This is a genomic window from Nocardia testacea NBRC 100365 (assembly GCF_000308775.1).
GTDB lineage: Bacteria > Actinomycetota > Actinomycetes > Mycobacteriales > Mycobacteriaceae > Nocardia > Nocardia testacea.
Genome location: NZ_BAGJ01000011.1, coordinates 200,102 through 224,826 on the forward strand (window position 1 = coordinate 200,102; position 24,725 = coordinate 224,826).

Genomic DNA, 24,725 nt, shown 5'->3' on the forward strand with positions numbered 1-24,725 from the left:
ACCGAGAATGAGCGTGCGTAACAAGATCCTGGTCGGCGTGACCGCGGTGGTGGTGGTCGCGGCGGCGGTGGTCGCCGGTATCGGCGGCTACCGGTACTGGGACTACCGGCAGTCGGAGCAGTCCCGCACCGATGCCGTAGCCGCGGCGACCCGAACGGTATCGGCCATGTTCAGCTACGAATTCCAGACGGTGGACCAGGAACTCCCGAAAACCGCCGAGGATCTGGCACCCGACTTCAAGGCCGACTATCTCGAGCTGATCGACAAGGCGATCGTGCCGGGGGCCAAGGAGAAGGAACTGACCGTCAAGGCCACCACACAGGCCGGGGGAGTGGTCTCCGCCGACCGTGCGCACGCCGTGGTCCTGCTGTTCCTCAACCAGGTCACCACCAGCAAGGACAGCCCGCAGGGCACCACCACCGGTAGCCGGGTGCGGGTCGCGCTCGACAAATCCGACGATCGCTGGCTGGTCGCCTCGGTCACCCCGATCTGACCGGCATCCGAACCTCAGGCCCGATCAGTACGACTGGCCGCGCGCGTAACGAATGCGCCTCAGATGCCGACCCCGCCCGCGATTACGGCTCTTGAAGGTCGGCAGCTGCGAATCGCAGTTCGGGCAGATCAGGCGTAGGTTCTCTCGCCGGTTGGTGGTGGGATCGCCATCGATGTGGTCGAGGACGAATACGAGCGGCTTCCCCTGCCACACGACACCGATCCCGCAGATGGCGCAGCGACCCTCCTGTGCCTGTGCGAGATAGTCGCGGATGTAATGCCCCTGATAGCTGCCCACCTCGGCCTCGCCGGTCGCGAGCCAGAGGCGGATCTTGTCCGCGCGTTGCGCGGCCTGCTGGCATCTTGTTGTGCAATAGAGCTTCTGGCTGCGCCTGGTCAGCAGCGCGGAACACCCCCGGCAGTACCTCATGGCGCGAAAATAATTCGGCCCACCGACATGTCGGTGGGCCGAAGTGAGCGGAGCCGCCTGTGGGACTCGAACCCACAACCTACGCATTACAAGTACGTTGCGCTGCCAGTTGCGCCAAGGCGGCGGAGCAGCCCGCGGATACGGTCGCTCGGCAGCCGATCATACGGTGCGGTCCGGGAGTTCGCGAAATGTAAAAGCCCGGCCACCGGGCTCGCGCCACCAACGACACGCACCCCGAGAAGGGCGTCGCACGGGGAGGCGGAGCCCGCGTCGGCCGGGCCCGTGGAGATTCGGCCTACTTGCGGGCCGCCTCGTCGGCCGCCATGGCGTCACGCAGGCTCTTGGGCCGCATATCGGTCCAGTTCTGCTCCACGTACTCCACGCAGGCGGCGCGGCTGTCCTCACCGAATACCACCCGCCAGCCGGCCGGGACTTCGGCGAAGGCGGGCCACAGGGAGTGCTGTTCTTCGTCGTTGACCAGTACGAAGAAGCGGCCGTCCTCGTCGTCGAACGGGTTGGTGCTCATTTCACCTCACTGGGGTGCTCGTGGGTTGTGGATTCGGATCTGTGTGGGCCCGCCCCGGCGGCTCGGGTCTGATATCCGGCTGCCGTGTCGCGAACCCAAACGATGTGTCGACACTAGCAAGCTCGGCGTTAACCGTGGGCCCTCCCCTCACGCCGCGAAGAATTCCAGCAAGATCTTGTTCACCGCGTCCGGGCGCTCCAGATAGCCGTAGTGACCGGCATCGGGAACCTCCTGGTAGCGGGCGCCCGGGATAGCATCGGCGACCTCTCTGGCCAGGTACGGCGGGATCATCCGGTCGTCCGCGAAACCGACGGCCAGGCACGGTACCCGGATATCGCGGTAGGCGTGCAGGCGGTCGAACTCGTGGTCCATCCGGCGCTGCGCCCGGATCCCGGGCGACACCGGGCCGCCGGTGAACTCGAACAGATCCAGCCAGTCGCGGGCCTTGTTCGTATCGGCCATGGTGGCCGGCGAGAGATTCATCACCGCGGTCAGCGCGGCCTCGTACTTGGCCGGCAACCGCACCTCCTTCTCGTCCATCTCGTGCTCGCCCAGCGACAGCGTCTTCTGGAACTGGTCCAGCCGGCCGTGTCCCGCGAGGAACACCGCCTTGCGCACCAGCTCGGGCCGGGCGAGCGCCAGTTCCTGCGCCACCCGGGCACCCATCGACGTACCGGCCACCAGCGCGGGACCCTCGTCGAGGAATTCGATCAGGGCCGCCGTATCGGCCACCATCTCGTGGATGGTCATCCCATCGGCGGCTTCGTAGCTGGGAGCGATCCCCCGGTTGTCGAAGGTGCACACCCGGTACCCGGCAGCGAGCAGCGCCGGCACCTGATGCAGCTCCCACACCCGGCCGGGGCTCCCGGTGCCCATGACGAGCACTACCAGCGGGCCGCCGCCTTTGACGTCGGTGCCCTTGGCGCGGTCTCCCTTGACCTGATAGTTGAGCGATATTCCGTTCACCGTGGCCAACGGCATGCTGCGGGCCCCTTCCTCATCGTTTCTGCTGCCAACCGTATAGCCCCGATCGCCCGCGCCGTGTTACCCCGCGGCGAGAGCGGGCACTTCCCCCGACAGATACCATTGACATTTCACATACAAGCGCACCAGCCGGGAGGACTGAGATGGCCGCGAAGAGCAGCGCCAACGGTATCGCCGACGAAGATCTGGAACCCCTCGCCGACGAGACCGCTCGTCAGGCGCAGCGGGTCGTGGCCGCCTACGCCGCCGATGCCGACGAATGCCGGATGCTCCTGTCGATGCTCGGTATCGGCCCCGGAGCCCGCACCGAGTAACCAGCCGCCGGCGCCAACGGCGACGTCGGCGGATCCCCCCACACAACTACATGGCGTTCAGCGCCGCGCAAAGGATGCGTGAGTGGACCAGATGACCGATCAGCCGTCCAGCGATTCCACCCCCGAGGATGAAACCGCCGTGTCCACGGACCAGCCCGGAGACCGTAACGGTTCCGGGCCGGTAGGCAGCCCGATCGACCCGGCGGAGGCTCTCCCCGAGGCGGTGGATGCCGAACCCCTGCGCGAACGCGGGGCCGGTTCCGGCTTCGTGGTGGTGGCCAACCGGCTACCGGTCGACTTGGAGAAGTTGCCCGACGGCAGCAGCCGCTGGAAACGCAGCCCGGGTGGTCTGGTGACCGCGCTGGAGCCGGTGCTGCGCAGCAACCGGGGCGCCTGGGTCGGGTGGGCCGGGGTCCCCGATGTGGACGTGGACCCCATTGTCGAGGACGGGCTGGAACTGCATCCGGTACCGCTGTCCGCGCAGGAGGTCGCCGACTATTACGAGGGTTTCTCCAATGCCACCCTGTGGCCGCTGTACCACGACGTCATCGTCCGCCCCGTCTACAACCGCGCCTGGTGGTCGGCCTATGTGCAGGTGAACCGGCGTTTCGCCGAGGAGACCGCGAAGGTCGCCGCCGAGGGCGCCACGGTGTGGGTGCAGGACTACCAGCTGCAACTGGTGCCCAAGATGCTGCGGATGCTGCGGCCGGACCTCACCATCGGCTTCTTCCTGCACATTCCGTTCCCGCCGGTGGAACTGTTCATGCAGATGCCGTGGCGCACCGAGATCGTGGAGGGACTGCTCGGCGCCGACCTGATCGGCTTCCACCTCCCCGGCGGCGCCCAGAACTTCCTCTACCTGGCCCGGCGCCTGGCCGGTCAGCCCACTTCGCGCGGCACCGTCGGGGTGCGGTCGAAGATGGGCGTGGTCCAGGTCGGATTCCGGACGGTACGGGTCGGGGCCTTCCCCATTTCCATCGACTCCGCCGGCCTCGACGAACATTCGCGCCGGCGCTCGGTGCGCGAACGTGCCGCGCGCATCCGCGCCGAACTCGGCAGTCCCAAGAACATCCTGCTCGGTGTCGACCGCCTCGACTACACCAAAGGCATCGACATCAGGCTCAACGCCCTCGAGGAACTGCTGGCCGAAGGCCGGGTCGACCCGTCGGAAACCGTGATGGTGCAGCTGGCCACACCCAGCCGGGAACGGGTCGAGAGCTATATCCAGATGCGCGGCGATATCGAACGGCAGGTCGGACGTATCAACGGCGAGTTCGCCCGGGTGGGCTACCCCGTCGTGCACTACCTGCACCGTCCGATCGCCCGCGAGGAACTCATCTCCTTCTTCGTGGCCGCCGACGTCATGCTGGTGACACCCCTGCGCGACGGTATGAACCTGGTCGCCAAGGAGTACGTCGCCTGCCACTCCGGCCTCAACGGAACCCTGGTGCTCAGCGAATTCACCGGGGCCGCGGCCGAGCTCCGTCAGTCCTATCTGTGCAACCCGCACGATCTGGACAGCGTCAAGGACGCCATCGTCGCCGCCCTCACCGACGACCGCGAAACCCGCCGCCGCCGGATGCGCTCGCTGCGCCGCCAGGTCCTGGCCCACGACGTGGACCGGTGGGCCCGGGCGTTCCTGGACGCGCTGGCCCAGGGGCAGGTCGCGGGGAAGGCCCTGATGGCCGACGGGAACCATGATGACGAGGACTACCGGGACTAGGTTCTTTCTGGGGAGGCTCGTGTACTCGAACAAGCTGTGTTCAACACAGCTTGTTCACAGCGAGTGCGCAGGGAGATGCCAGTGGGGTGGGTCAGTATGGGTGGCATGAGTGGGGCGCAGGGCGGAGCACCTGAGGCGCGGGTGCTGGTCGTCGACGACGAGGCGATGATCGTGGAACTGCTGACCGTCAGTTTGCGGTTCCAGGGGTTCGAGGTGGCGTCCGCCGCCGATGGGGCGCAGGCGCTGGATGTGGCGCGCGGGTTCCGGCCCGATGCGTTGATCGTCGATGTGATGATGCCGGGGATGGACGGGTTCGGGCTGCTGCGGCGGTTGCGGGCCGACGGTATCGATGCGCCGGTGCTGTTCCTGACCGCCCGCGACGATATCCAGGACAAGGTGACCGGGCTGACGCTGGGCGCCGACGACTATGTCACCAAGCCGTTCAGTCTGGAGGAGGTCGTCGCGCGGTTGCGGGTGATCCTGCGCCGGGCCGGGGCCACCGCGCCGGCGCGGGAGCAGTCGCGTATCCGGTTCGCCGATATCGAGCTGGACGACGATACGCACGAGGTTTTCAAGGCCGGGGAGCCGGTGGCGTTGTCGCCGACCGAGTTCACGCTGCTGCGGTATTTCATGGTGAACGCGGGGACGGTGCTGAGCAAGCCGCGGATTCTGGATCATGTGTGGCGTTACGACTTCGGCGGGGAGGTCGGGGTGGTGGAGACCTATGTGTCGTATCTGCGCAAGAAGGTCGATACCGGTCCGCAGCGGCTGATCCACACATTGCGCGGTGTCGGGTACGTGATGCGCGAATCCGCCGGCCGGTCGTGACCGCCGGGACCGCGCCGGCGCCCGTTCCGGCCCGGGGGCGGGGGATGACCGGTCGCCTCGCGGCCGTCCCGTTGCGGGTGACGTTGGTCCTGGCGCTGGTCGCGCTGGCCGCCGCGGGCCTGCTGGCTTCGGGGGTGGCGGTGACCTCGGCGCTGCGTGCCGCGTTGATCGATCGGGTGGATCAGCAGTTACAGGAGCAGGCGCAGACGTGGGCGCGGCCCGGTAGCCGGCCACCGTTACCGCTGCCGGGAGAGCCGGGGCGGGAGCGGCCGTCTGTGCCGTACTACGCGCGGGTCGAGGACGACTCGGGCAAGTTGTACCTGCAGTCCGATGTGGGTAATGGTGGGCCGGAGTTGCCACAGGATATGCAGCCGGGGTTCTTCACCACCGGATCGGCCGACGGTGACTCCGGGCAGTGGCGGGTCCGGTACACGGTGAATTCCCGGGGCACCAGTGTGGTGGCGCAACGGCTGGACGAGACCGAGGAGATCGTCGAACGGCTGGTGGTTCTGCAGCTGGTGATCGGGGCACTGGTGCTCGCGGTGCTGGCGGTGGCCGCGTACTTCGTCATCAGGCGCAGTCTGCGGCGGCTGGTGCAGGTGGAGGAGACCGCCGCCGATATCGCGGCGGGGGATCTGCATCGACGGGTGCCGATGCGTGGAACGAACACCGAGGTCGACCGGCTGGCACAATCGTTGAACTCGATGCTGGCCCAGATTCAGCGGGGGTTCGCCGCGACCGAGGCCTCGGAGGAGGCCGCGCGCCGCTCGGAGGAGAAGATGCGCCGTTTCGTCGCCGACGCCAGCCACGAGTTGCGGACGCCGCTGACCACGATCAAGGGTTTCGCCGAGTTGTACCGGCAGGGCGCCACGGGGGACACCGATATGCTGCTCGACCGGATCGAGCGCGAATCCAAACGGATGGGCCTGCTGGTCGAGGACCTGCTGATGCTGGCCCGGCTCGATGCCGAGCGTCCGGTGGAACACGCCCCGGTCGATCTACTGGCCTTGACCAGCGACGCCGTGCACAGTGCGCGCGCGGTCGCGACAGCGCAGGGCCGCCCGGATCCGGAGCGCACGATCCGTTTCGAGGTGCGGCCCGGCTCCGGTACCGCGGAGGTCCCGGGCGACGCGGCCCGGCTGCGGCAGGTGCTGGCCAATCTGCTGAACAACGCGCTCGTGCACACGCCACCCGAGACCGTGGTGACCGTGCGGCTGACGCCCGACCGCGACGAGGTCCGGCTCGAGGTGGCCGATACCGGGCCGGGGATGTCGCCGGACCAGGCCGCGCGAGTTTTCGAGCGGTTCTACCGGGCCGACGATTCGCGCAGCCGGGGCAGCGGTGGTACCGGGCTCGGTCTGTCGATTGTGCAGGCACTGGTCGCCGCGCACGGCGGCACCGTGGAGGTGCGCAGCGAAGCCGGGGTGGGCACCACCTTCACGGTCCGGCTACCGCGTAACCGGCCGGAGCCGGCCGGTCCCGCCGCCGTGGACGACGGCGGGAACCGGACCTGACTCAGGCGGGAACGTTGGCGCCGTGGCCGAGGTCGCGCAGCGCCTGCTTGATCCGTGCCTGCGCGTCGTCGAGAGATTCCGGCTCGGGGTTCGGATCGGCGCCGGAGATATCGAAGTTCCCCATGGTGAACGCCGGGAAGACGTGCACGTGCAGATGCGGGACCTCGAGCCCCGCGATCAGCAGTCCCGCTCGCGGCGCGTCCCAGGCCGCGCGCACGGCCTGCCCGATCTTCTGCGCGACCCCGTTCAGCCGCGCGAAGACCTCGGGCTCGATGTCCTGCCACTGATCGATCTCTTTGCGGGGCACCACGAGGGTGTGCCCCGGCGTCACCGGAGCGATGGTGAGGAACCCGACGAATTCGTCGTCCTCCCACACGAACCGGCCCGGCAGGTCACCGGCGATGATCGCACTGAAAACAGAAGCCATGGGCCGAGACTAGTGTCGGCCGGCCGCACAACCCTTCATGCCCCGACGAAGTGGGACAGAATTCCCTGTACCTCGTAGATGTCGACCTGGCGGTTGAACTTCTTCTGCAGCGGCGTGTCGGTGCCCGCGATCCACAGCACCAGCTCCGCGTCGAGGTCGAAGGTGCCCGCTGTCTCCACCGCGAAATGGGTGATCGAGCGGTAGGGGATGCTGTGGTAGCTGACCTTGCGGCCGGACAGGCCCTGTTTGTCGATGAGGATGAGCCGCCGGTTGGTGAACAGCATGGCGTCGCGGACCAGGATGTAGGCGGAGTAGACCTGCTCGCCGTTGCCGAGTAGCCGCTGGTATTCCTGCTGGGCCCGGGCCGGCTCCACCTGTCCGGCGTTCCCCATGATTCCGTCCATCAGACCCATTGCGCACGTCCTCCCGTATGCGCGCACCGGGATCGCTGGGCCCCGGCACGCGGGTTGTCCACCCGTTCAAGGTGTTTCCTCCATCATCCACAGCCGGCCGGCTGCGGGGTGAAGTCGCTGGTACCGGGCCGGGACCGGCGGTGAACCTGCCCCGTGGAGGATCGATCCGGCACCTATAAGCTGTCCGGGTGCGAGTACTCGTCATCGGTTCCGGAGCCCGTGAACACGCCCTCGTCCTTGCGCTGCGCCGTGACCCGGCGGTGAGTGCGCTCGTCGCCGCGCCCGGTAACGCCGGGATCGCCCAGCACGCGCAGGTGCGGCCGGTGGACCCGAGTTCCGCGGAGTCGGTGGTCGCGCTGGCCCGGGAGGTGGCCGCGGATCTGGTGGTGATCGGTCCGGAGGTGCCGCTGGTCCTGGGTGTGGCCGACGCGGTGCGCGCGGCCGGGATCGCCTGTTTCGGCCCGTCCGCGGCGGCGGCCCGGATCGAGGGCTCGAAGGCGTTCGCCAAGGATGTGATGGCGGCGGCCGGGGTGCGTACCGCGCACAGCGAGGTGGTGGACTCACCCGCCGAATTGGACGCGGCGCTGGACCGTTTCGGCCCGACCTGGGTGGTCAAGGACGACGGGCTCGCCGCGGGTAAGGGTGTGGTGGTCACACCCGACCGTCTGGTGGCCCGCGGGCATGCCGCCGAACTGCTCGAGCAGGGGCATCCGGTACTGCTGGAGTCGTTCCTGGACGGCCCGGAGGTTTCGCTGTTCTGCCTGGTCGACGGGGAGACGGTGGTGCCGTTGCTGCCCGCGCAGGACCACAAGCGGGTGGGTGACGGCGATACCGGGCCCAATACCGGCGGAATGGGTGCCTACACCCCGCTGCCGTGGCTGCCCGACGGTACGGTCGAGCAGATCGTCGACGAGGTGGTGGCGCCGGTGGCCGCCGAATTGGTCCGGCGCGGGGCCGCTTTCAGCGGGCTGCTGTACGCGGGGCTGGCAATGGGTGCGGCCGGGCCCGCCGTGGTGGAGTTCAACTGCCGGTTCGGTGACCCGGAGACGCAGGCGGTGCTCGCCCTGCTGGACAGTCCGCTCGGAGAGCTGCTGTACGCCACCGCGACCGGCACCCTGGCGGAAACGCCCGCGCCACGCTGGCGCGCCGGCGCCGCCGTCACCGTCGTGCTCGCCGCGGAGAACTACCCGGCCCGGCCGCGGTCCGGTGATGTGATCACCGGCGCGAATGACGCGGCGACCGACGACGCGGCGACGGTATTGCACGCCGGCACCGCGCAGCGTGCGGACGGCGCGCTGACCTCCGCGGGTGGGCGGGTGCTCAATATCGTCGGCACCGGAGTCGATCTGGCGGCGGCGCGCGAGGCCGCCTACGACCGTCTGGCCGGTATCAAACTGACCGGGAGCCACTATCGCTCCGATATCGGACTGGCCGCTGTCGAGGACCGTATCCGTCTCTGAAGCCCACCGCCGCGGGGGTGCCTCGGCGTGCGCCGCCCGCGGCGGGCCGGTCTTCCGGCCGATGGATCAGTAGGCCCCGAAGACGTTGTCGATCGAGCCGTAGCGGTGGGCGGCGTAGTTGCAGGCCGCGGCGATATTGGCGACCGGGTCGTAGATATCCCACGCGGTGCCGTCCACATGGTAGGCGGCGAAGGTGGGATCGATGACCTGCATGAGCCCCTTCGACGGGGTGCCCGCCGCGGCATTGGAGTCGTACAGGTTGATCGCCTGGGGGTCACCGCCGGACTCGCGCATCGCGTTGCGGTGGATGCCGTCGTAGCTGGCCGGGATCCCGTGCCGGCCGAGGACCGACAGGGCGTTGCGGATCCAGCCGTCCAGGTCGTTGGTGTAGGCCGGGGTGCCGAATGCTTGCGGCAGCTGCTGCTGCCACTGAAGGATCTGCTGCTGCGCCTGCTGGGCGGGGGCCTGCAGGACTGCCGGCACACCGGTGACGGGTGCGTCGGCGTGGGCCTGGGTGGGGACCACGACGGCAGCGGCAACGGCGACGAGCGGTAACAGGTTTCGTAAACGCATGGGAACGGCTCTCCTACAGCGCAGGTCTCCGCCGCCGGGTGTCATGGCCGTCGACGCAGTCGTTGCGCTGCTTCTCGATTACTTGTGTGGGAAATGCGAGATTCAGTTGTCCGCGCCGATGGCATACTGCACCCGCCGGGGCGACCGGTCGCTCGGAATGTTCAGGATCCGACTCGATAACCGTGCGACAAACGAACTTGCGATTCGTTATCTGGCAAATCACAGATTGATTGCGGTAGGTTAACGGAAGTTGAATACAAACATAACTATTGGTTTTATTCTCCTGAGAGAAATCGATGTACCAGGACTTACATCCGTGTAAGTAGCCGGGCAGTCATTATCCGATGATCGAATTTTTCGGATTCTGATGATTTGCCCTGGGGCCAGGAATTCAGTTGTACGAGAGCCCGTGCAGTGCGAGCCAGCGCTGCGGATCGACGTACTGGCCGTCCAAGATGATCTCGAAATGCAGATGCGGTCCGGTGGAATCACCGCGATTTCCCATGCGCGCGATCTGCATTCCGGCGGGAACACGTTCCCCGACCGAGACGAAGAAGTCGTACATATGGCCGTAGACGGAGATCGCGCCGTCGTCGTGCCGGATCCGTACCCACAGGCCGAAACCGGACGCGGGACCGGCATCGATCACGGTGCCGCTCGCGACGGCGTAGATCGGGGTCCCGATCGGACCGGCGATATCGATACCGCGATGGAAGGTGCCCCACCGGCTGCCGAAACCGGAGGTGAAGGTGCCCGGCGCGGGCAGGACGTAACCGCCGGCTCCGGGAGGTACGGCGCCGGGCGGGATCACTCCGCCCTCGAGCCCCCCGGGTGTGGGCGCGGTATTGATCCATGGCTGCTCCTGGCCGGCGACCGCGGCCGCGGCCTCGGCCTTGGCGCGTTCCAGGGTCGCCCGGGCGGCCGCGGCCACCACTGCCTGCTCGCGCAGGCGTTCACCGTTGTCGATGGCATCGAGATAGCGGCGCACCGACGGCACCGGTGCGGATAGTTGCAACGGGTGGGCGAGGGCCACGCGATAGGCGATCCCGGGAACAGGACTCCGATCGGTGACCGAGATACCCGCGGATCCGTCACCCGCCGCCAGCAGCAGGGCGAGCAGCAATACACCGATGAGCACGCGGTGGCGGCGGGCCGCGTCGGCGATCTCCTCGGCGGTCGGCCGGCGCGAGACGAGGTCGGCGAGGCCGGCCCGGGTAGGGCGGCGGGACCAGAGATCCACGGCGGATCGACGCAGCCACCGTCGGGCGGCCACCACCCGAGGGTCCGGTGTCCGGGCCTGCGCGGCGGCACGCTCCCGCCAGTCGGGGGCGATGACCAGGCCACCACCGGTCGCTGCCGCGCGGTCCAGGGATCTGGACTGCTTCCCGGTGCCGGATTCTGGATCGTCGGGACCCGCGATGGGATCGTGACCTGTGGTTTCCGGCCGGCTGCCACCGCCGCGGCCCGGGTCCGTGGTTTCCGGTGCGTCGCCGCGTCCCGGACCCGTTTCCGCCGATCCGGTGTCGTCCGCGCCGGGGTCGTGCTCAGTGGAGTCCTGCTCCGATCCGGTGCCGACCGCTCCGGGGTCGTGCTCAGCGGTGTCCTGCTCCGATCCGGTGCCGACCGCTCCGGGGTCGTGCTCAGCGGTGTCCTGCTCCGAGTCGTGCCTGACCTGTGGTCTCCGGCCGGAGTGGGTGGCGAGTTCGTGGCCGGCAGGCTCGGGTGTCGCGCCCGCCGCGCCCGGGCGCGTGCCACGGCGAACCGCCGCGGAAAGTGGGTGCACGGCCCGGTTCCAGCGTCGGCGCAGAGCCCCGGTCCCGCGACCCGTCGCGGTGTTCCCGGGGTCCTGGGTCGGCGGGCCGTCGGGCTGCCGGCTGGCCTTGTCGAGCATCAGAGCAGACCATAGCTGTCGAACCGCCCGAAGCGGTGTTCTACCGTCGGTCGGGTGTCCACTGAATCCCGGCGCTCGACCATCCCACCTTTCTACGTGATGGATGTCTGGAAAGCCGCCGCAGAACGCGCCCGAACCCACGGCGACGTGCTGAGTCTCGCGGCCGGGCAACCCTCCACCCCCGCACCGGCTCCGGTCCTGCGTGCCACGAAGACCGCCATCGATGCCGAATTGCTCGGATACACGGAAACATTCGGCATCCTGCCGCTACGTCGGGCGATCGCCGGACACCATCACCGGACCTACGGGTATCCGGTGGATCCCGACGACGTCGTGGTCACCACCGGTTCGTCCGGCGCGTTCACCCTCATCTTCCTGGCGGCGTTCGATCCCGGCGACACCGTGGTGGTCGCGCGGCCCGGCTACCCGGCCTACCGCAATACACTGGCGGCGCTCGGCTGCCGGGTGGTGGAACTGGACTGTCGCGCCGAGACCAGGTTCCAGCCGACCGTCGCCATGCTCGAAGAACTTCCCGAGCCACCGCGGGGCCTGATCGTGGCCAGTCCCGCCAACCCGACCGGCACCATGATCGACCCCGGAGAACTCGCGGCCCTGGCCCGCTGGTGCGACGCGCACGGCACATTGCTGATCTCCGACGAGATCTACCACGGCATCACCTACGGCGGTGAGCGAACCGCCTCGGCCTGGGAGACCTCCCGCTCGGGAGTGGTCATCGGTTCGGTGTCGAAGTATTTCTCGATGACCGGCTGGCGATTGGGCTGGATGCTGGCGCCGCCCGAACTGCGCCCGGCGCTGCAGCGGCTCGCCTCGAATATGACGGTCTGCCCGCCCGCGATCTCGCAGTACGCGGCGGTGCACGCGTTCGGCGACGAAGCGCGCACCGAACTCGACGCCCATGTGCACCGGTACGCGATCAACCGCGCCATCCTTTTGGAAGGGCTGGCCGGGCTCGGTATCACCGACCTCGCGCCCGCCGACGGCGCGTTCTACGCCTACGCCGATATCGGCCACCTCACCGACGATTCCATGGCCTGGTGCGCGGATGTACTGGCCGGCACGGGGGTGGCGCTGGCGCCGGGCCTGGATTTCGACACTGTCAACGGGCATCGCACCGTCCGCCTCTCCTTCGCCGGAGCGACAGCGGAGATCGAGGCGGCGCTCATCCGGCTCCGGGACCACTTGCGGCGGAGCACAGGCCAACCCCATGCGCGGCAATGATTTTCCACAGTACGACAACATCACCGCGTGGATACGGTAGAAACATCGATGGTTCTTTTCCCTTTCCCTGATTTCGCACGGAAGTATTGATGAAGACTGGCACGATGGCACGGTGATAACCGCGACGACTCCGAAGGGTGAACGACGTCGCCAGGCGCTGGTGGCGGCTGCTGCCGAGTTACTGCTCGAAGGCGGTTTCGACGCGGTGCGGCATCGCTCGGTCGCGACCCGCGCCGAATTGCCGCTGGCCTCCACGACCTACTACTTCGAATCGCTCGAGGATCTGATCGCGCGGGCGGTCGAGTTCAGCGGCAACGCCGAACTCGAGGCCATGCGGCGGCGGATCGGCGAGGTGACCCACCGCCGCCGCGGTGCGGAGGCGACCGTCGATCTGGTGCTCGATCTGCTGATCGGTCCCGAAGGTGTGGACGAGGGCGCGCGTGGGCGGTTGATCGCCCGCTACGAACGCACCGTCGCCTCGGCCCGGCACCCCGAGCTGCGCGAGGTCCAGCTTCGACTACGCGGGCAGCTGGACGAGCTGCTCTCCGATGTGCTGCGCCGATCCGACCGGATCGTGCGGCCCGAACAACTGCGCCGGCTGGTCGCCGTCGTCGACGGCGCGGTGGTCGCCGCCCTCAGCGAATCCGACCCGCAACCCCGCCGGTTGGCCCGCGGCGCCCTGCTCGAGGTCATCGATATCGTCGCTCCGGCGACGCACCAGCCGATCGACCGCTACCGGTCATTAGACTGACCGGACGTGACCTCAGACCTGATTCCCAACGTCCTCGCCACCCGCTACGCCGGCCCGCAGCTGGTGCATCTGTGGTCTCCCGAGCAGAAGATCGTGCTCGAGCGGCGGCTGTGGCTCGAGGTGTTGCGCGCCCAGGCCGAACTCGGGGTCGATGTTCCGCCCGGCGTGGTCGAGGACTACGAACGGGTCGTCGAACAGGTCGACCTGGCCTCCATCGCCGAACGCGAACGGGTGACCCGGCACGATGTGAAGGCCCGGATCGAGGAGTTCAACGCCCTCGCCGGGCACGAGCACGTGCACAAAGGGATGACCAGCCGCGATCTCACCGAGAACGTGGAGCAGTTGCAGATCCGGCTCTCGCTGGAACATATCCACGCCCACGGTGTCGCGGTGGCGGCCCGGCTGGCCGAACGGGCCGTCGAATATCAGACGCTGGTGATGGCCGGCCGCTCGCACAATGTCGCCGCGCAGGCCACCACCCTCGGCAAACGTTTCGCCTCGGCCGCCGACGAACTGCTCATCGGACTCACCCGGCTGCGTGAGCTCGTCGACCGCTATCCGCTGCGCGGGATCAAGGGCCCGATGGGCACCGCGCAGGACATGCTGGACCTGCTCGGCGGTGACGCCGCGAAACTGGCCGCCCTCGAACAGCAGGTCTCCCGGCACCTGGGCTTCACCAGCGTGCTGACCAGCGTGGGGCAGGTCTACCCGCGTTCCCTGGATCACGATGTGCTGTCCGCGCTGGTGCAGATAGGGGCCGCGCAGTCCTCGCTGGCCCACACCATCCGGCTGATGGCCGGCCACGAACTGGTGACCGAGGGCTTCCAGCCGGGCCAGGTCGGCAGCTCGGCCATGCCGCACAAGATGAACACCCGCTCGTGCGAACGGGTCAACGGCCTGCAGGTGGTGCTGCGCGGATACGGCTCGATGGCCGCCGAACTGGCCGGCGCGCAGTGGAACGAAGGCGATGTCTTCTGCTCGGTGGTGCGCCGGGTGGCGCTGCCGGACGCCTTCTTCGCCATCGACGGCATGATGGAGACCTTCCTGACCGTTCTGGCCGAATTCGGCGCCTACCCGGCGGTGATCGCCCGCGAACTGGATCGCTACCTGCCGTTCCTCGCCACCACGCGCATTCTCATGGCCGCGGTCCGCGCCGGGGTCGGCCGCGAGGCCGCGCACGAAGTGATCAAGGAACACGCGGTGGCGGTCGCGCTGGCCATGCGGGAGCAGGGCCGCGAACCCGATCTGCTGGACCGGCTGGCCGCCGATGACCGGCTGCCCCTGGACCGGGCGGCCCTCGACGCCGCCCTGGCGGAGAAGTCGGCGTTCATCGGCGCGGCCGACGCGCAGGTGGCCGACGTGGCAGCGCAGGTGGGCAAGCTGGTCGCGGCCTATCCGGAAGCTGCCCGGTATACGCCGTCGCCGATCCTCTGAGTTTTCGGCGCGGGGCCTCGATGCCGCGATGCCGGTGGCGGCGCAGAAAATACACCTATGGATCCATATTCGATCTTTTCCGACATCGTTGCCGGGCGGGCGCCGGCGAGCCGGGTGTACGAGGACGATGATGTGCTCGCGTTCATGGATATCCGGCCTATGACGCCTGGGCATCTGCTGGTGGTGCCCAAGCAACCGGCGCGTGAGCTCGCCGAGCTCGATCCGGTGCTCGGTGGGAAATTGTTCCAGGTGGGGCAGCGGCTGGCGGCGGCGTTGCGGGACAGTGAGGTGGCCTGCGACGGGGTGAACTTCTTCCTGGCCGACGGTGTGACCGCGGGGCAGGAGGTGTTCCACGTCCATCTGCACGTCATCCCCCGCACCCCGGGCGACGGATTCGGATTGCGGGGGCGGCCCCGGACGCCGCCGCGGGCAGATCTGGACTATCTGGCCGGTTCCATCCGTGGGGCCCTGCAGCGGGGGCGGTGAGCGCCGGGTTCCCCACTCGCGAAGCGTTTCCCGGTTCGTATCGAAACGGGCACGTAAGATCGTTTTTCGATTATGGTCGGTATGTTTGCTGTGAATATGCTGACAGTGCGCTATCGCCGAGCGAGATGGTGAGCATGGGCATGAGCTAGTTTCCGGGGTGGGCCAGGGAGGTGCGATCGTGCGGTATTTTCGGTTGGCTGTACTGATGCTGGCGGTGATCGGTTCGGCTGCCGGGCTCCCTGTCCTCCGGCCCGCTCCGGCCGCCGCGGCCGAGGTCGTCCGGATCGATGAACTCGGCCCGACGCGTTCGGCGGTTTTCATCGCATCGCCCGCCATGAACCAGGTCGTGCAGGTGCAGGTGCTGCATCCGGCCGGGGGCGGCAGCCGGCCCGGCTACTACCTGCTGGACGGGCTCGATCCGGGAGTCGGTCAGAGCACCTGGACCAATGCCACCGAGGCCGAGCGGTTCTTCCTCGGCAAGAATGTCAATGTCGTCCTGCCCGTCGGCGGTAGGGCCAGTTATTTCACCGACTGGCAGCGCGACGACCCGGCCCTGGGCCGCTACCGGTGGGAAACCTTCCTCACCCAGGAGCTGCCACCGATCATCGACGGCAATTTCGCCGGTAACGGTGAGAACGCGATCGGTGGCCTGTCCATGGGCGGGCACGCCGCCTATATCCTGGCGGCCCGGCATCCGCAGCTCTATACGGCCGTGGCCGGGTACAGTGCCTGCCCGGATTCCGGGATGGCGGCCGGTGCGGTGCAGTTCTCCATCATGACCAGGGGCGGCAACCCGGACAATATGTGGGGGCCCGCCGGCAGCCCGGCCTGGGCGGCCCATGATCCTGCGCTGATGCTGGACCGGTTGCGCGGTAAAACGCTGTTCCTGTCGACCGGCACCGGTCTGCCCGGGCCGCACGAACTGGAGCTGAAACCGCAGCTGCCGGAGAACATCGTGCTCGGCGGGCCGATCGAATTCGCCGTCGACGCCTGTGTGATCTCGTTCGAGCGCAAGGCGCGCGCGGCGGGGCTGCCGCTGCGGGTCGACTACAGCCCGGTCGGTACGCATTCGTGGTCGTATTGGAACGACCATCTGAAGGCGTCCTGGCCGACCATCGGCCCGGCGATCGGCGCCTGATCCACTCGGCCGGTGGCCGCCGGACGCGGTCACCCGCGGTGGTCCGGCGCGGGCCGCTACGGTGGTGGCCATGGCTGACAGTGGTAGTCCGGTAACCGACGCGGCGCCCGCGGCGGTCGCGCCCACGGCGAAGAGGGTTCCGTTCGAGCGGGTACACCACGGCGACGTATTCGTCGACGAATACGAATGGCTGCGGGACAAAGAGGACCCGGAGGTCATCGCCCACCTCGAGGCCGAGAACGCCTATACGGAGGCCCGGACGGCGCATCTGGCACCGCTGCGCGAGAAGATCTTCGACGAGATCAAGAGCCGCACCCAGGAAACCGATCTGTCGGTGCCGACCAGGCTCGGTGAGTACTGGTACTACTCGCGCAGCTACGAGGGCAAACAGTACGGTGTGCACTGCCGGTGCCCGATCGACGCGAACGCCGCCGGGATCGATGCCTGGACGCCTCCGCAGCTCGAGGCCGGGACCGAGATACCCGGCGAGCAGGTGCTGCTGGACAGCAATGTGCTGGCCGAAGGGCACGATTTCTTCGCGCTCGGCGCGTTCTCGGTGAGCCACGACGGGAATCTGCTGGCCTTCTCGGTGGACACCGCCGGCGACGAACGCTACACATTGCGGTTCCTGGATCTGCGTACCGGGGAACTGCTCGGTGACGAGATTCCGCGGACCGCGCCCGGCGCCACCTGGTCGCTGGACGGCAGCCATGTCTTCTATCAGACCGTCGACGAATCCTGGCGGCCGGATACGGTGTGGCGGCACCGGCTCGGCGATACTTCGACCGCGGACGTGCAGGTATTCCACGAGCCGGATGAGCGCTACTGGGTGAGCGTCGGCGCCACCCGGTCGGAGAAGTATCTGATGATCTGGGTGGGGTCCAAGATCACCACCGAGGGCTGGATCCTGGAATCGGATGACCCGACCGGTGAGTTCCGGGTACTGCTACCTCGCCGCGAGGGAGTCGAGTATTCGGCGGAGCACGCGGTGGTGGCGGGCGAGGACCGGTTCCTGATCCTGCACAACGATGTCGTGGACGGGGCGAAAGCGGAGAACTTCGTCCTGGCCGAGGCACCGGCCGACGATCCGTCCCGGTTGCGCACCCTCATCGGGCACCGCGACGATGTGCGGCTCGAGGATGTCGATGCCTTCGCCGGGCAGTTGGTGCTCAGCTATCGCCGCGAGGCGCTGCCCCGGGTGGCGGTATGGCCGCTGAGCGCGGACGGCTACGGCGAACTGCGCGAACTCGAATTCGAGCTGGAGCTCTACAGCGCCGGGCTCGGTTCCTGCCCGGAATGGGATCAGCCCACCCTGCGACTCGGGCTCACCTCGTTCATCACACCCACCCAGGTCTTCGACTACGTGGTGGAGACCGGGGCGCTGCTGCTCCGCAAGGAGCAGCCGGTACTCGGCGGCTACGACGCGGACGATTATGTGCAGCACCGTGATTGGGCCGTGGCCGCGGACGGCACCCGGATTCCCATCTCGATCGTCGCCCGGCGCGATACCGACCGCGCCACCGGCCCGAAACCATTGCTGCTCTACGGTTACGGCTCCTACGAAGCGAGTATGGACCCGGGTTTCTCGGTATCGCGGCTGTCGCTGCTCGATCGCGGCATGGTGTTCGCGATCGCTCATGTCCGCGGCGGCGGTGAGATGGGCCGGCTCTGGTACGAGAACGGCAAAACCCTCACCAAGAAGAACACCTTCACCGACTTCGTCTCCTGCGCACGCCATCTCGTCGACAACGGAACCACCGCGCCGGATCGGATGATCGCCGACGGGGGTAGCGCGGGCGGGCTGCTGGTGGGCGCGGTCGCCAATATCGCGCCGGAATTGTTCGCCGGGGTGCTGGCCAATGTGCCTTTCGTCGACCCGCTCACCTCGATTCTCGATCCCTCGTTGCCGCTGACGGTGATCGAATGGGACGAGTGGGGAAATCCGCTGGAGGACAAGGACGTCTACGAATACATGAAGTCGTATTCGCCCTACGAGAATGTCGCGGCCGCGGACTATCCGGCCATCCTCGCGATCACCAGCATCAACGACACCCGCGTGCTGTACGTGGAGCCGGCGAAATGGGTCGCCAAACTGCGCGCCACCAAGACCGGTGATTCGCCGCTGCTGCTCAAAACGGAGATGAGCGCCGGGCACGGCGGCGTCAGCGGGCGGTACGAGAAATGGCGCGAGGTCGCCTTCGAGTACGCCTGGGTGCTGGACACCGTCGGTCTCGGGGAGAAGTAGGCCCGCCGGGCGGCGGCCGGATCGTGTCCCGATGTTCGCCGCCCGGCCATATCCGCTCCACGGGCCGGTCACCGGACCTGCATGCGCAGGTCATCGGTACTGCACGCCCCGGACACCTGCGGCTGTCAGTGTGGGTACATGAACGCTGAGCTGCTCGTTTCGGTGTCGGGCGTCCGGGAATCCACCCGGGACGCGGCGATCGGTTTCGCCGAGGAGATGGATCAGCGCGGGGTGCGGTTGTCGCTGCTGGTGGCGCCGCGGCTGAAGGGCGGCTACCGGCTCGCCGACGACCCCACCACCCAGACCTGGTTGCGCGGCCGGCGCGGTCGCGGGGATGCCGTGGTGTTGCACGGCTACGACCAGGCCGCGACGAAACGGCGCCGGGCCGAGTTCGCGACGCTGCCCAGGCATGAGGCGCTGTTACGGCTGACCGCCGCCGACCGGGCCATGGAGCAGGTGGGCCTGCGCACCCGCCTGTTCGCCGCGCCCCGCTGGGATGTGTCCGCCGGGGCGACCGCGGCGCTGCCCGAGGTCGGTTTCCGGCTCTCGCTCGGGTTGACCGGTATCCAGGATCTGGAACGCGATTCGGTACAGAAGGCGCGGGTGTACGGCATCGGTGAGGGGATCCGCGCCGAACCCTGGTGGTGCCGCGCGCTGGTACTGGGCGCCGCGCGTACCGCGCGGCGGGGCGGGGTGCTCCGCTTGGCGGTTTCGGCCGCGCAGTTGGGCCGGCCCGGTCCGCGGCAGGCCATGCTGGACGCCGTGGACCTCGCGCTCTATCACGGGGCGCGCAGCGAGGTGTACCGCTGGGAGCCTGTGCGCGCCGTGCGCGCGGCCTGAGACTCCGCCGCCCCATTCGGCGATAGCGGGGCGGCGGTTCCATCTTCCGGGACCGAGTCGAGTGGACTCGGCCATATTCCGCATGTTATGCATGAGTCATGCATGATAGCCGCACCGTGAACCTGCTGGGCGCCGCCGCCCTGGCGGTCACCGATCTGATGCTCGAACGGGTGGCCGAGGACACCGGTGTCGGAACGAGTGCCGCCGCGGCGCTGGTGGTCCTGGCGGGCTCGCCCGGGCTGAGCGGCACCGAACTGGGGCGCCGGGTCGGGTCGAGCCAGTCGGCGGCGGCGCGCATGATCGACACCCTGCTGCGGCGAGAACTCGTGGAACGCCGGCCCGGACAGGGTCGCGAGATCGCCGTCCGCCTCACCGAACGCGGCCGGCAGGCCGCGGCGAATATCCTGGCCGCCCGCAGCGGCGGGCTGGCGTATGTGCTGGAGCCGCTCGACACCGCCGAACGCGAGACCCTGGCGCTGCTGCTCGACAAGCTCCTGACCGGTCTGTACTCCGAGATCGGAAATGCCGACCTGCTGTGCCGGCTCTGCGACCGGCGTTCGTGCACCACCGATGCCCACTGCCCGGTGGGGCAGGCCGAACGGGACCGGTCCGCATGAGTGCGGGTGCGGCGCTGGCCCTGGCCTCCGCGGCCGCCTACGGTGTTTCCGACTTCGCCGGCGGACTGCTGGCCCGCCGGATCGATCTGCGCGTGGTCGCGGTCGTCGGGCAGGTCGGCGGATTGGTCGTGGCGCTGGCCGCCGCGCCGCTGTTCCCCGGGCACTGGGATGGCGCGAGCATGCTGTGGGGCGCGGTCTCGGGGATGGGGACCGGGATGGGCATGCTGTTCCTCTTCCGCGGGCTCAGCCGCGGCGCCATGAGCACTGTGGTCCCGGTCAGCGCGGTCGGCGGTGTCGCGTTGCCGGTCCTGGCCGGGGTGCTGTGGCTCGGTGAACGCCCCGCAGTGACGGCCTGGATCGGGGTGGCGGTGGCGGTTCCCGCCCTGTGGCTGGTTTCCCACGCCGGTGACGGCGCGGGCGGGCGTGCCGCGGGAACGGGTGACGCGCTGATCGCGGGGGCGGGTATCGCGGTGCAGTATCTGGCCCTGGCCCAGAGTGACCCGGCCGCGGGTATCTGGCCGGTGGTCGCCGGTCGGGTGGCCGCTGTCCTCACCCTGTCACCACTGTTGCGTGGCACGGTCGAGCGGCCGCGGCCCGCCACTGTGGTGTGGTCGCTCGCGACCGGCGCCGCCGCCGCGATCGCCCTGATCTGCTATCTGCTCGCCGGGCGGGAGCAACTGGTGGTGATCGCGGTGGTGCTGTCCTCGCTGTATCCGGTGATCCCGGTCGTCCTCGGACTGGTCGCACTCGGCGAAAAGCTCACCCGGGTACGGGCGATGGGCCTGGTCGCCGCGCTGCTCGCGGTCGCGCTGCTCGTATTCCACTGAGACCGCCACCGCGTTCGGCTCCGCCGAGCACCCGGTGAACCGGCGCCGCGTGCGCGTCCGACGCGGATCGGAACTCACCCGCGTGCGCGTCCGACGCGGATCCGAACTCCACACCGTGGCCGGGTCCCGGCGCGCCGGGACCCGGCCACGGTGACATCGAGTAGTTCGAGGCCAGTATTCCGGCGAGCCTCGACGCGTACCGAGCGGATCGATGACCATTTGCCGAGGAGCGGCGCGCACCGCACACCGGATACCGCCGCCCGGGCCCGCCGGCGAAGTCGCCGGTGCGCCCGAACTCGGCAGCGACCTCAGCGGCAACCGATGTCGTGCGGAGGACGACCCCGTCGGATCGCCGGGCGCGGCAGTGATCTCGTGCGCACGCGGGCACCGGCCACCGGATACGGTGGCGGCGAAGCGAGCCCGCCCCGGGACGCATGGTCGTCGCGGATCGTGCGCGTACCGAGACCGACGAGACCACCGAGGAGAAAGCCATGACCTCCGCCGACGACACGGCCACTGCCGCGCTGCGCGACCGGGTGGCCGGATACATGCCGCGAGCGCGCGCGGACCTGGCCGAACTCGTCGCCTTCCGCTCGGTCGCCGATCCGCGGCAGTTCCCGCCCGAGGAATGCGAGCGAGCGGCCCGGTGGGTGGCCGACGCCTTCGTCGCGGCCGGGCTCGCCCGCGCCGAACTGTACGAGACCTCGGACGGCAGCACCGCGGTCATCGCCTCCCGGCCCGCCCCACCCGGAGCGCCGACGGTCCTGCTCTACTGCCATTACGACGTGCAGCCGCCGCTCGACGAGGCGGCCTGGCACACACCGGTCTGGGAACTCACCGAGCGGGACGGCCGCTGGTACGGCCGCGGGGCGGCCGACTGCAAGGGCAATATCGTCGTGCACCTGACCGCGCTGCGGGCGTTGGGCGAGCAGTTGCCGGTCGGGGTGACGCTGGTGGCCGAGGGGTCCGAGGAGCAGGGCACCGGTGGGCTGGAACGCTTCGTCGAAGCGAACCCGGAGCTGCTGCGCGCCGACGCGATCGTGGTGCTGGACAGTGGGAATTTCGCGGTCGGGGTACCGACCCTCACCGAAACACTGCGCGGCAATGTGAACGTGGTGGTCACGGTGGAAACTCTTGCCGGTCCGGTCCATTCGGGTATGTACGGCGGCGCCGCCCCGGACGCGCTGGCCGCGCTGATCCGGCTGCTGGACTCCCTGCGCGACGACAAGGGCAATACGACCGTGGACGGGCTCGCGGACGCGGGCACCTGGTCCGGTGTGCAATACCCGGCCGAGCAGTTCCGGGCCGACGCCGGTGTACTCGACGGTGTCGGTCTGCTCGGTGACGGGACCGTCGCCGATATGCTCTGGGCTCGTCCGGCGCTCACCGTGCTCGGCATCGACGCCCCCGGCGTAGTCGGCTCGTCGGCCGCGGTCCAGCCCAGGGCCCGCGCCCGCCTCAACCTGAGGATTCCGCCCGGGATCGACCCGGATCCCGCCTACCGTGCCCTGGTGGCGCATCTGGAAGCGCACACCCCGTGGCAGGCGAGGCTCACCGTCGAACCGGAGGGCACGGGCGCGGCCTTCCGATCCGGCCGGGGCGGTCCCGCCCGCACCGCGATGGAGGCCGCGCTCGCCGCCGCCTACGGCCGTCCCGCGACCACCCAGGGCCAGGGCGGCTCGATTCCGCTGTGCAACGTCTTCGCCGACACCTACCCCGACGCCGAGATCATGCTGCTCGGTGTCGAGGAGCCGCGCTGTCTCATCCACGCGCCGAACGAGAGCGTCGATCCCACCGAGATCGAGCACCTGGCGCTCGCCGAGGCGCTGTTCCTGTCGTCCTACACCCGCTGAACCGGCCGCGCGTTCAGAGCTCGGCGTCGTTCTCCGGACGCAGGACGGTGAATTCGGTATCGGCCTTGCGCATTTCGTCGAGCCGGCTGAAATACACACCCCAGGCCGGCTCGGCGATGATGCCGTAGTGGATCGGGAAGGCCAGCCGGGGCGCCACCGACCGCAGGTAGTCGACCGCCTCGCTGATCTTCATCCAGGGAGCGGCGGCGGGGACGGCGAGCACATCGACCGGAGTGGAGGGCACCCAGAGCGAATCCCCGGGATGGACGAACTGGGTCGGGTTCGCGGCGGTGCCCAGCTGGAAGACGGTGTTGTCGATCACCGGCAGTTCGGGGTGGATCACCGCGTGCCGGCCCCCGCCGCCGGTGATCCGCAGACCGTCGAGGTCCACCACATTGCCCGCGTGCAGCGCCTCCCAGGCCCCGCCCCGGAGTTCGGCGGTCTGCGGATCCGACAGCAGGCGCGCGCCGGGATTCGCCTCGATCAGCGGGTCGATCCGGTTCGGATCGATATGGTCGGCGTGCTGATGGGTGACGGCGATCGCGTCCAGTCCGGTGAGGCCTTCGAAACCGTGGGAGAACGCGCCGGGATCGAAGAGGATCTTCTTCCCGTTCAGTTCGACGAGTACGCAGGAGTGACCGAAGTGGGCTACATGCATGCACGCAAGGCTAGTACCGCATATGTTCGGTCACCCGCCGCGTCCTTCCGGCCACCGGGCAATTAGGCTGCTCAGGTAACCCCATCCGCGTCCCGGCGTCGGCGCCGGACGCAGCTCACCCCTTTTTGTGAGGAGCAACCCGTGGCACGTGTCGTGGTCGAGGTGATGCCGAAGGCCGAGATCCTGGATCCGCAAGGGCAGGCCATAGCCGGCGCTCTGCCGCGTCTGGGATTCGAAGGCGTCACCGACGTCCGGCAGGGCAAACGCTTCGAACTCGAGGTCGGTGACGACGTCAGCGACGACCAACTCGCCTCGATCGCCGAATCGCTGCTGGCCAACACCGTGATCGAGGACTGGAAGGTGGTGCGCGTCCCGTGACCGCCCGCATCGGTGTCATCACCTTCCCCGGAACCCTCGACGATGTGGATGCCGCCCGCGCGGTCCGGCTGGCCGGCGCCGAAGCCGTGAGCCTCTGGCACGGCGACGCCGATCTCAAAGGCGTCGACGCGGTCGTGGTCCCCGGCGGTTTCTCCTACGGCGACTACCTGCGCGCCGGCGCCATCGCCCGGTTCGCGCCCGTGATGGGCACCGTCGTCGAAGCCGCCCGCAACGGCATGCCGGTGCTCGGTATCTGCAACGGTTTCCAGGTGCTGTGCGAGGCCGGACTGCTGCCCGGCGCCCTCACCCGCAACGAGGGCCTGCACTTCATCTGCCGCGACCAGTGGCTGAGCGTCGAAGCCACCGACACCGCCTGGACCTCCCGCTACGAACCGGGCGCCCAGATCCTGGTCCCGCTGAAATCGGGTGAGGGGCGTTACCAGGCCTCGCAGACGGTCCTCGACGAACTCGAAGGCGAAGGCCGGGTCGTGTTCCGCTACGCGGGCGACAACCCGAACGGCTCGCAGCGCTCGATCGCGGGAATCGCGTCGGAGAACAAGCGGGTCGTGGGGCTCATGCCGCATCCGGAGCACGCGACCGAGGCGTTGACCGGGCCGAGTGACGACGGGCTGGGGTTGTTCCTGTCCGTACTGGACGTGCTGGTCGCTTCCTGAGGGGCCGGGC

The 24,725-nt window shown here is 68.8% G+C and carries 26 protein-coding genes and 1 tRNA gene; 18 read left to right on the top strand and 9 right to left on the bottom strand.

Annotated elements, in window-relative coordinates; all coding sequences use genetic code 11:
• The first annotated feature begins 7 nt into the window (after positions 1-7).
• Positions 8-493, top strand: coding sequence for an Rv1363c family protein (locus ON38_RS02445; RefSeq protein WP_039821913.1), 486 nt, complete (start codon positions 8-10; stop codon positions 491-493).
• A 24-nt stretch (positions 494-517) separates the two neighbouring features.
• On the opposite strand, the gene ON38_RS02450 is transcribed toward ON38_RS02445, so the two are convergent.
• The 4 genes from ON38_RS02450 to ON38_RS02465 form a co-directional block, all read right to left on the bottom strand.
• Positions 518-922, bottom strand: a complete 405-nt coding sequence (locus ON38_RS02450; RefSeq protein WP_039821915.1) for an HNH endonuclease family protein — start codon at positions 920-922, stop codon at positions 518-520.
• Positions 923-973: 51 nt separating this feature from the next.
• A tRNA-Thr gene (locus ON38_RS02455) sits at positions 974-1,046 on the bottom strand.
• 171 nt (positions 1,047-1,217) lie between these two features.
• A complete protein-coding gene (locus tag ON38_RS02460) occupies positions 1,218-1,448 on the bottom strand; it encodes an MbtH family protein (protein WP_030522889.1) in 231 nt (76 codons plus the stop codon).
• A gap of 147 nt (positions 1,449-1,595) precedes the next feature.
• Positions 1,596-2,429: an alpha/beta fold hydrolase gene (locus ON38_RS02465; RefSeq protein ID WP_039821916.1), complete on the bottom strand. Its 834-nt coding sequence runs from the start codon at positions 2,427-2,429 to the stop codon at positions 1,596-1,598.
• A 146-nt stretch (positions 2,430-2,575) separates the two neighbouring features.
• On the opposite strand from ON38_RS02465, the gene ON38_RS36590 reads away from it, so the two are divergent.
• From ON38_RS36590 to ON38_RS02480, 4 genes are all read left to right on the top strand, one after another.
• The gene (locus tag ON38_RS36590; protein WP_169333239.1) at positions 2,576-2,746 is read left to right on the top strand and encodes a hypothetical protein; all 171 of its coding nucleotides are present in this window, start codon (positions 2,576-2,578) and stop codon (positions 2,744-2,746) included.
• 91 nt (positions 2,747-2,837) lie between these two features.
• Positions 2,838-4,469, top strand: coding sequence for an alpha,alpha-trehalose-phosphate synthase (UDP-forming) (locus ON38_RS02470; RefSeq protein ID WP_245563872.1), 1,632 nt, complete (start codon positions 2,838-2,840; stop codon positions 4,467-4,469).
• A gap of 96 nt (positions 4,470-4,565) precedes the next feature.
• A complete protein-coding gene (locus ON38_RS02475; RefSeq protein WP_085995329.1) occupies positions 4,566-5,297 on the top strand; it encodes a response regulator transcription factor in 732 nt (243 codons plus the stop codon).
• A gap of 44 nt (positions 5,298-5,341) precedes the next feature.
• Positions 5,342-6,811 carry a sensor histidine kinase gene (locus tag ON38_RS02480; RefSeq protein ID WP_051164277.1) on the top strand — a complete coding sequence of 490 codons (1,470 nt, stop codon included), beginning with the start codon at positions 5,342-5,344 and terminating at the stop codon, positions 6,809-6,811.
• Position 6,812: 1 nt separating this feature from the next.
• On the opposite strand, the gene ON38_RS02485 is transcribed toward ON38_RS02480, so the two are convergent.
• Positions 6,813-7,238, bottom strand: a complete 426-nt coding sequence (locus tag ON38_RS02485; RefSeq protein ID WP_039821919.1) for an HIT family protein — start codon at positions 7,236-7,238, stop codon at positions 6,813-6,815.
• 35 nt (positions 7,239-7,273) lie between these two features.
• Positions 7,274-7,651: a PH domain-containing protein gene (locus tag ON38_RS02490; protein ID WP_051164278.1), complete on the bottom strand. Its 378-nt coding sequence runs from the start codon at positions 7,649-7,651 to the stop codon at positions 7,274-7,276.
• A gap of 188 nt (positions 7,652-7,839) precedes the next feature.
• On the opposite strand from ON38_RS02490, the gene purD reads away from it, so the two are divergent.
• A complete protein-coding gene (purD, locus tag ON38_RS02495) occupies positions 7,840-9,111 on the top strand; it encodes a phosphoribosylamine--glycine ligase (RefSeq protein WP_039821921.1) in 1,272 nt (423 codons plus the stop codon).
• Between the two features lie 66 nt (positions 9,112-9,177).
• Here the strand turns inward: purD and ON38_RS02500 are convergent, their stop codons facing one another.
• The gene (locus ON38_RS02500; protein WP_039821922.1) at positions 9,178-9,684 is read right to left on the bottom strand and encodes a transglycosylase SLT domain-containing protein; all 507 of its coding nucleotides are present in this window, start codon (positions 9,682-9,684) and stop codon (positions 9,178-9,180) included.
• A gap of 391 nt (positions 9,685-10,075) precedes the next feature.
• Positions 10,076-11,053: a M23 family metallopeptidase gene (locus tag ON38_RS02505; RefSeq protein ID WP_039822050.1), complete on the bottom strand. Its 978-nt coding sequence runs from the start codon at positions 11,051-11,053 to the stop codon at positions 10,076-10,078.
• Between the two features lie 576 nt (positions 11,054-11,629).
• Here ON38_RS02505 and ON38_RS02510 point away from each other — a divergent pair.
• The 10 genes from ON38_RS02510 (at position 11,630) to ON38_RS02555 (ending at position 23,005) form a co-directional block, all read left to right on the top strand.
• Complete coding sequence (locus ON38_RS02510; RefSeq protein WP_085995324.1) at positions 11,630-12,814, top strand: pyridoxal phosphate-dependent aminotransferase; 1,185 nt, start codon at positions 11,630-11,632, stop codon at positions 12,812-12,814.
• Between the two features lie 112 nt (positions 12,815-12,926).
• Positions 12,927-13,565, top strand: coding sequence for a TetR/AcrR family transcriptional regulator (locus ON38_RS02515; protein ID WP_039821924.1), 639 nt, complete (start codon positions 12,927-12,929; stop codon positions 13,563-13,565).
• A 6-nt stretch (positions 13,566-13,571) separates the two neighbouring features.
• Positions 13,572-14,999 (top strand): adenylosuccinate lyase, encoded by a 1,428-nt coding sequence (purB, locus tag ON38_RS02520; RefSeq protein ID WP_174372382.1) that lies wholly within the window; start codon positions 13,572-13,574, stop codon positions 14,997-14,999.
• Positions 15,000-15,056: 57 nt separating this feature from the next.
• Positions 15,057-15,485 carry an HIT family protein gene (locus ON38_RS02525; protein ID WP_039821925.1) on the top strand — a complete coding sequence of 143 codons (429 nt, stop codon included), beginning with the start codon at positions 15,057-15,059 and terminating at the stop codon, positions 15,483-15,485.
• Positions 15,486-15,690: 205 nt separating this feature from the next.
• Positions 15,691-16,623: an alpha/beta hydrolase gene (locus ON38_RS02530; protein WP_039821927.1), complete on the top strand. Its 933-nt coding sequence runs from the start codon at positions 15,691-15,693 to the stop codon at positions 16,621-16,623.
• Positions 16,624-16,693: 70 nt separating this feature from the next.
• Positions 16,694-18,868: a S9 family peptidase gene (locus tag ON38_RS02535; RefSeq protein ID WP_039821928.1), complete on the top strand. Its 2,175-nt coding sequence runs from the start codon at positions 16,694-16,696 to the stop codon at positions 18,866-18,868.
• A 138-nt stretch (positions 18,869-19,006) separates the two neighbouring features.
• Complete coding sequence (locus tag ON38_RS02540; RefSeq protein ID WP_039821930.1) at positions 19,007-19,708, top strand: DUF2334 domain-containing protein; 702 nt, start codon at positions 19,007-19,009, stop codon at positions 19,706-19,708.
• A 98-nt stretch (positions 19,709-19,806) separates the two neighbouring features.
• A complete protein-coding gene (locus tag ON38_RS02545) occupies positions 19,807-20,325 on the top strand; it encodes a MarR family transcriptional regulator (protein WP_039821932.1) in 519 nt (172 codons plus the stop codon).
• On the top strand, positions 20,322-21,152 hold the full coding sequence (locus ON38_RS02550; protein WP_039821933.1) for an EamA family transporter: 831 nt from the start codon (positions 20,322-20,324) through the stop codon (positions 21,150-21,152). Before ON38_RS02545 ends, ON38_RS02550 begins: the two co-directional genes overlap by 4 nt.
• 491 nt (positions 21,153-21,643) lie before the next feature.
• The gene (locus ON38_RS02555; RefSeq protein WP_039822054.1) at positions 21,644-23,005 is read left to right on the top strand and encodes a dipeptidase; all 1,362 of its coding nucleotides are present in this window, start codon (positions 21,644-21,646) and stop codon (positions 23,003-23,005) included.
• Positions 23,006-23,018: 13 nt separating this feature from the next.
• Here the strand turns inward: ON38_RS02555 and ON38_RS02560 are convergent, their stop codons facing one another.
• Positions 23,019-23,663: an MBL fold metallo-hydrolase gene (locus tag ON38_RS02560; protein WP_039821934.1), complete on the bottom strand. Its 645-nt coding sequence runs from the start codon at positions 23,661-23,663 to the stop codon at positions 23,019-23,021.
• 141 nt (positions 23,664-23,804) lie between these two features.
• On the opposite strand from ON38_RS02560, the gene purS reads away from it, so the two are divergent.
• Positions 23,805-24,041, top strand: a complete 237-nt coding sequence (gene purS, locus ON38_RS02565; RefSeq protein ID WP_030522869.1) for a phosphoribosylformylglycinamidine synthase subunit PurS — start codon at positions 23,805-23,807, stop codon at positions 24,039-24,041.
• Entirely contained in the window at positions 24,038-24,715 is a 678-nt protein-coding gene (purQ, locus tag ON38_RS02570; RefSeq protein WP_039821935.1) for a phosphoribosylformylglycinamidine synthase subunit PurQ, read from the top strand. The genes purS and purQ overlap by 4 nt, the downstream gene beginning before the upstream one ends.
• The last annotated feature ends 10 nt before the right edge of the window (positions 24,716-24,725 follow it).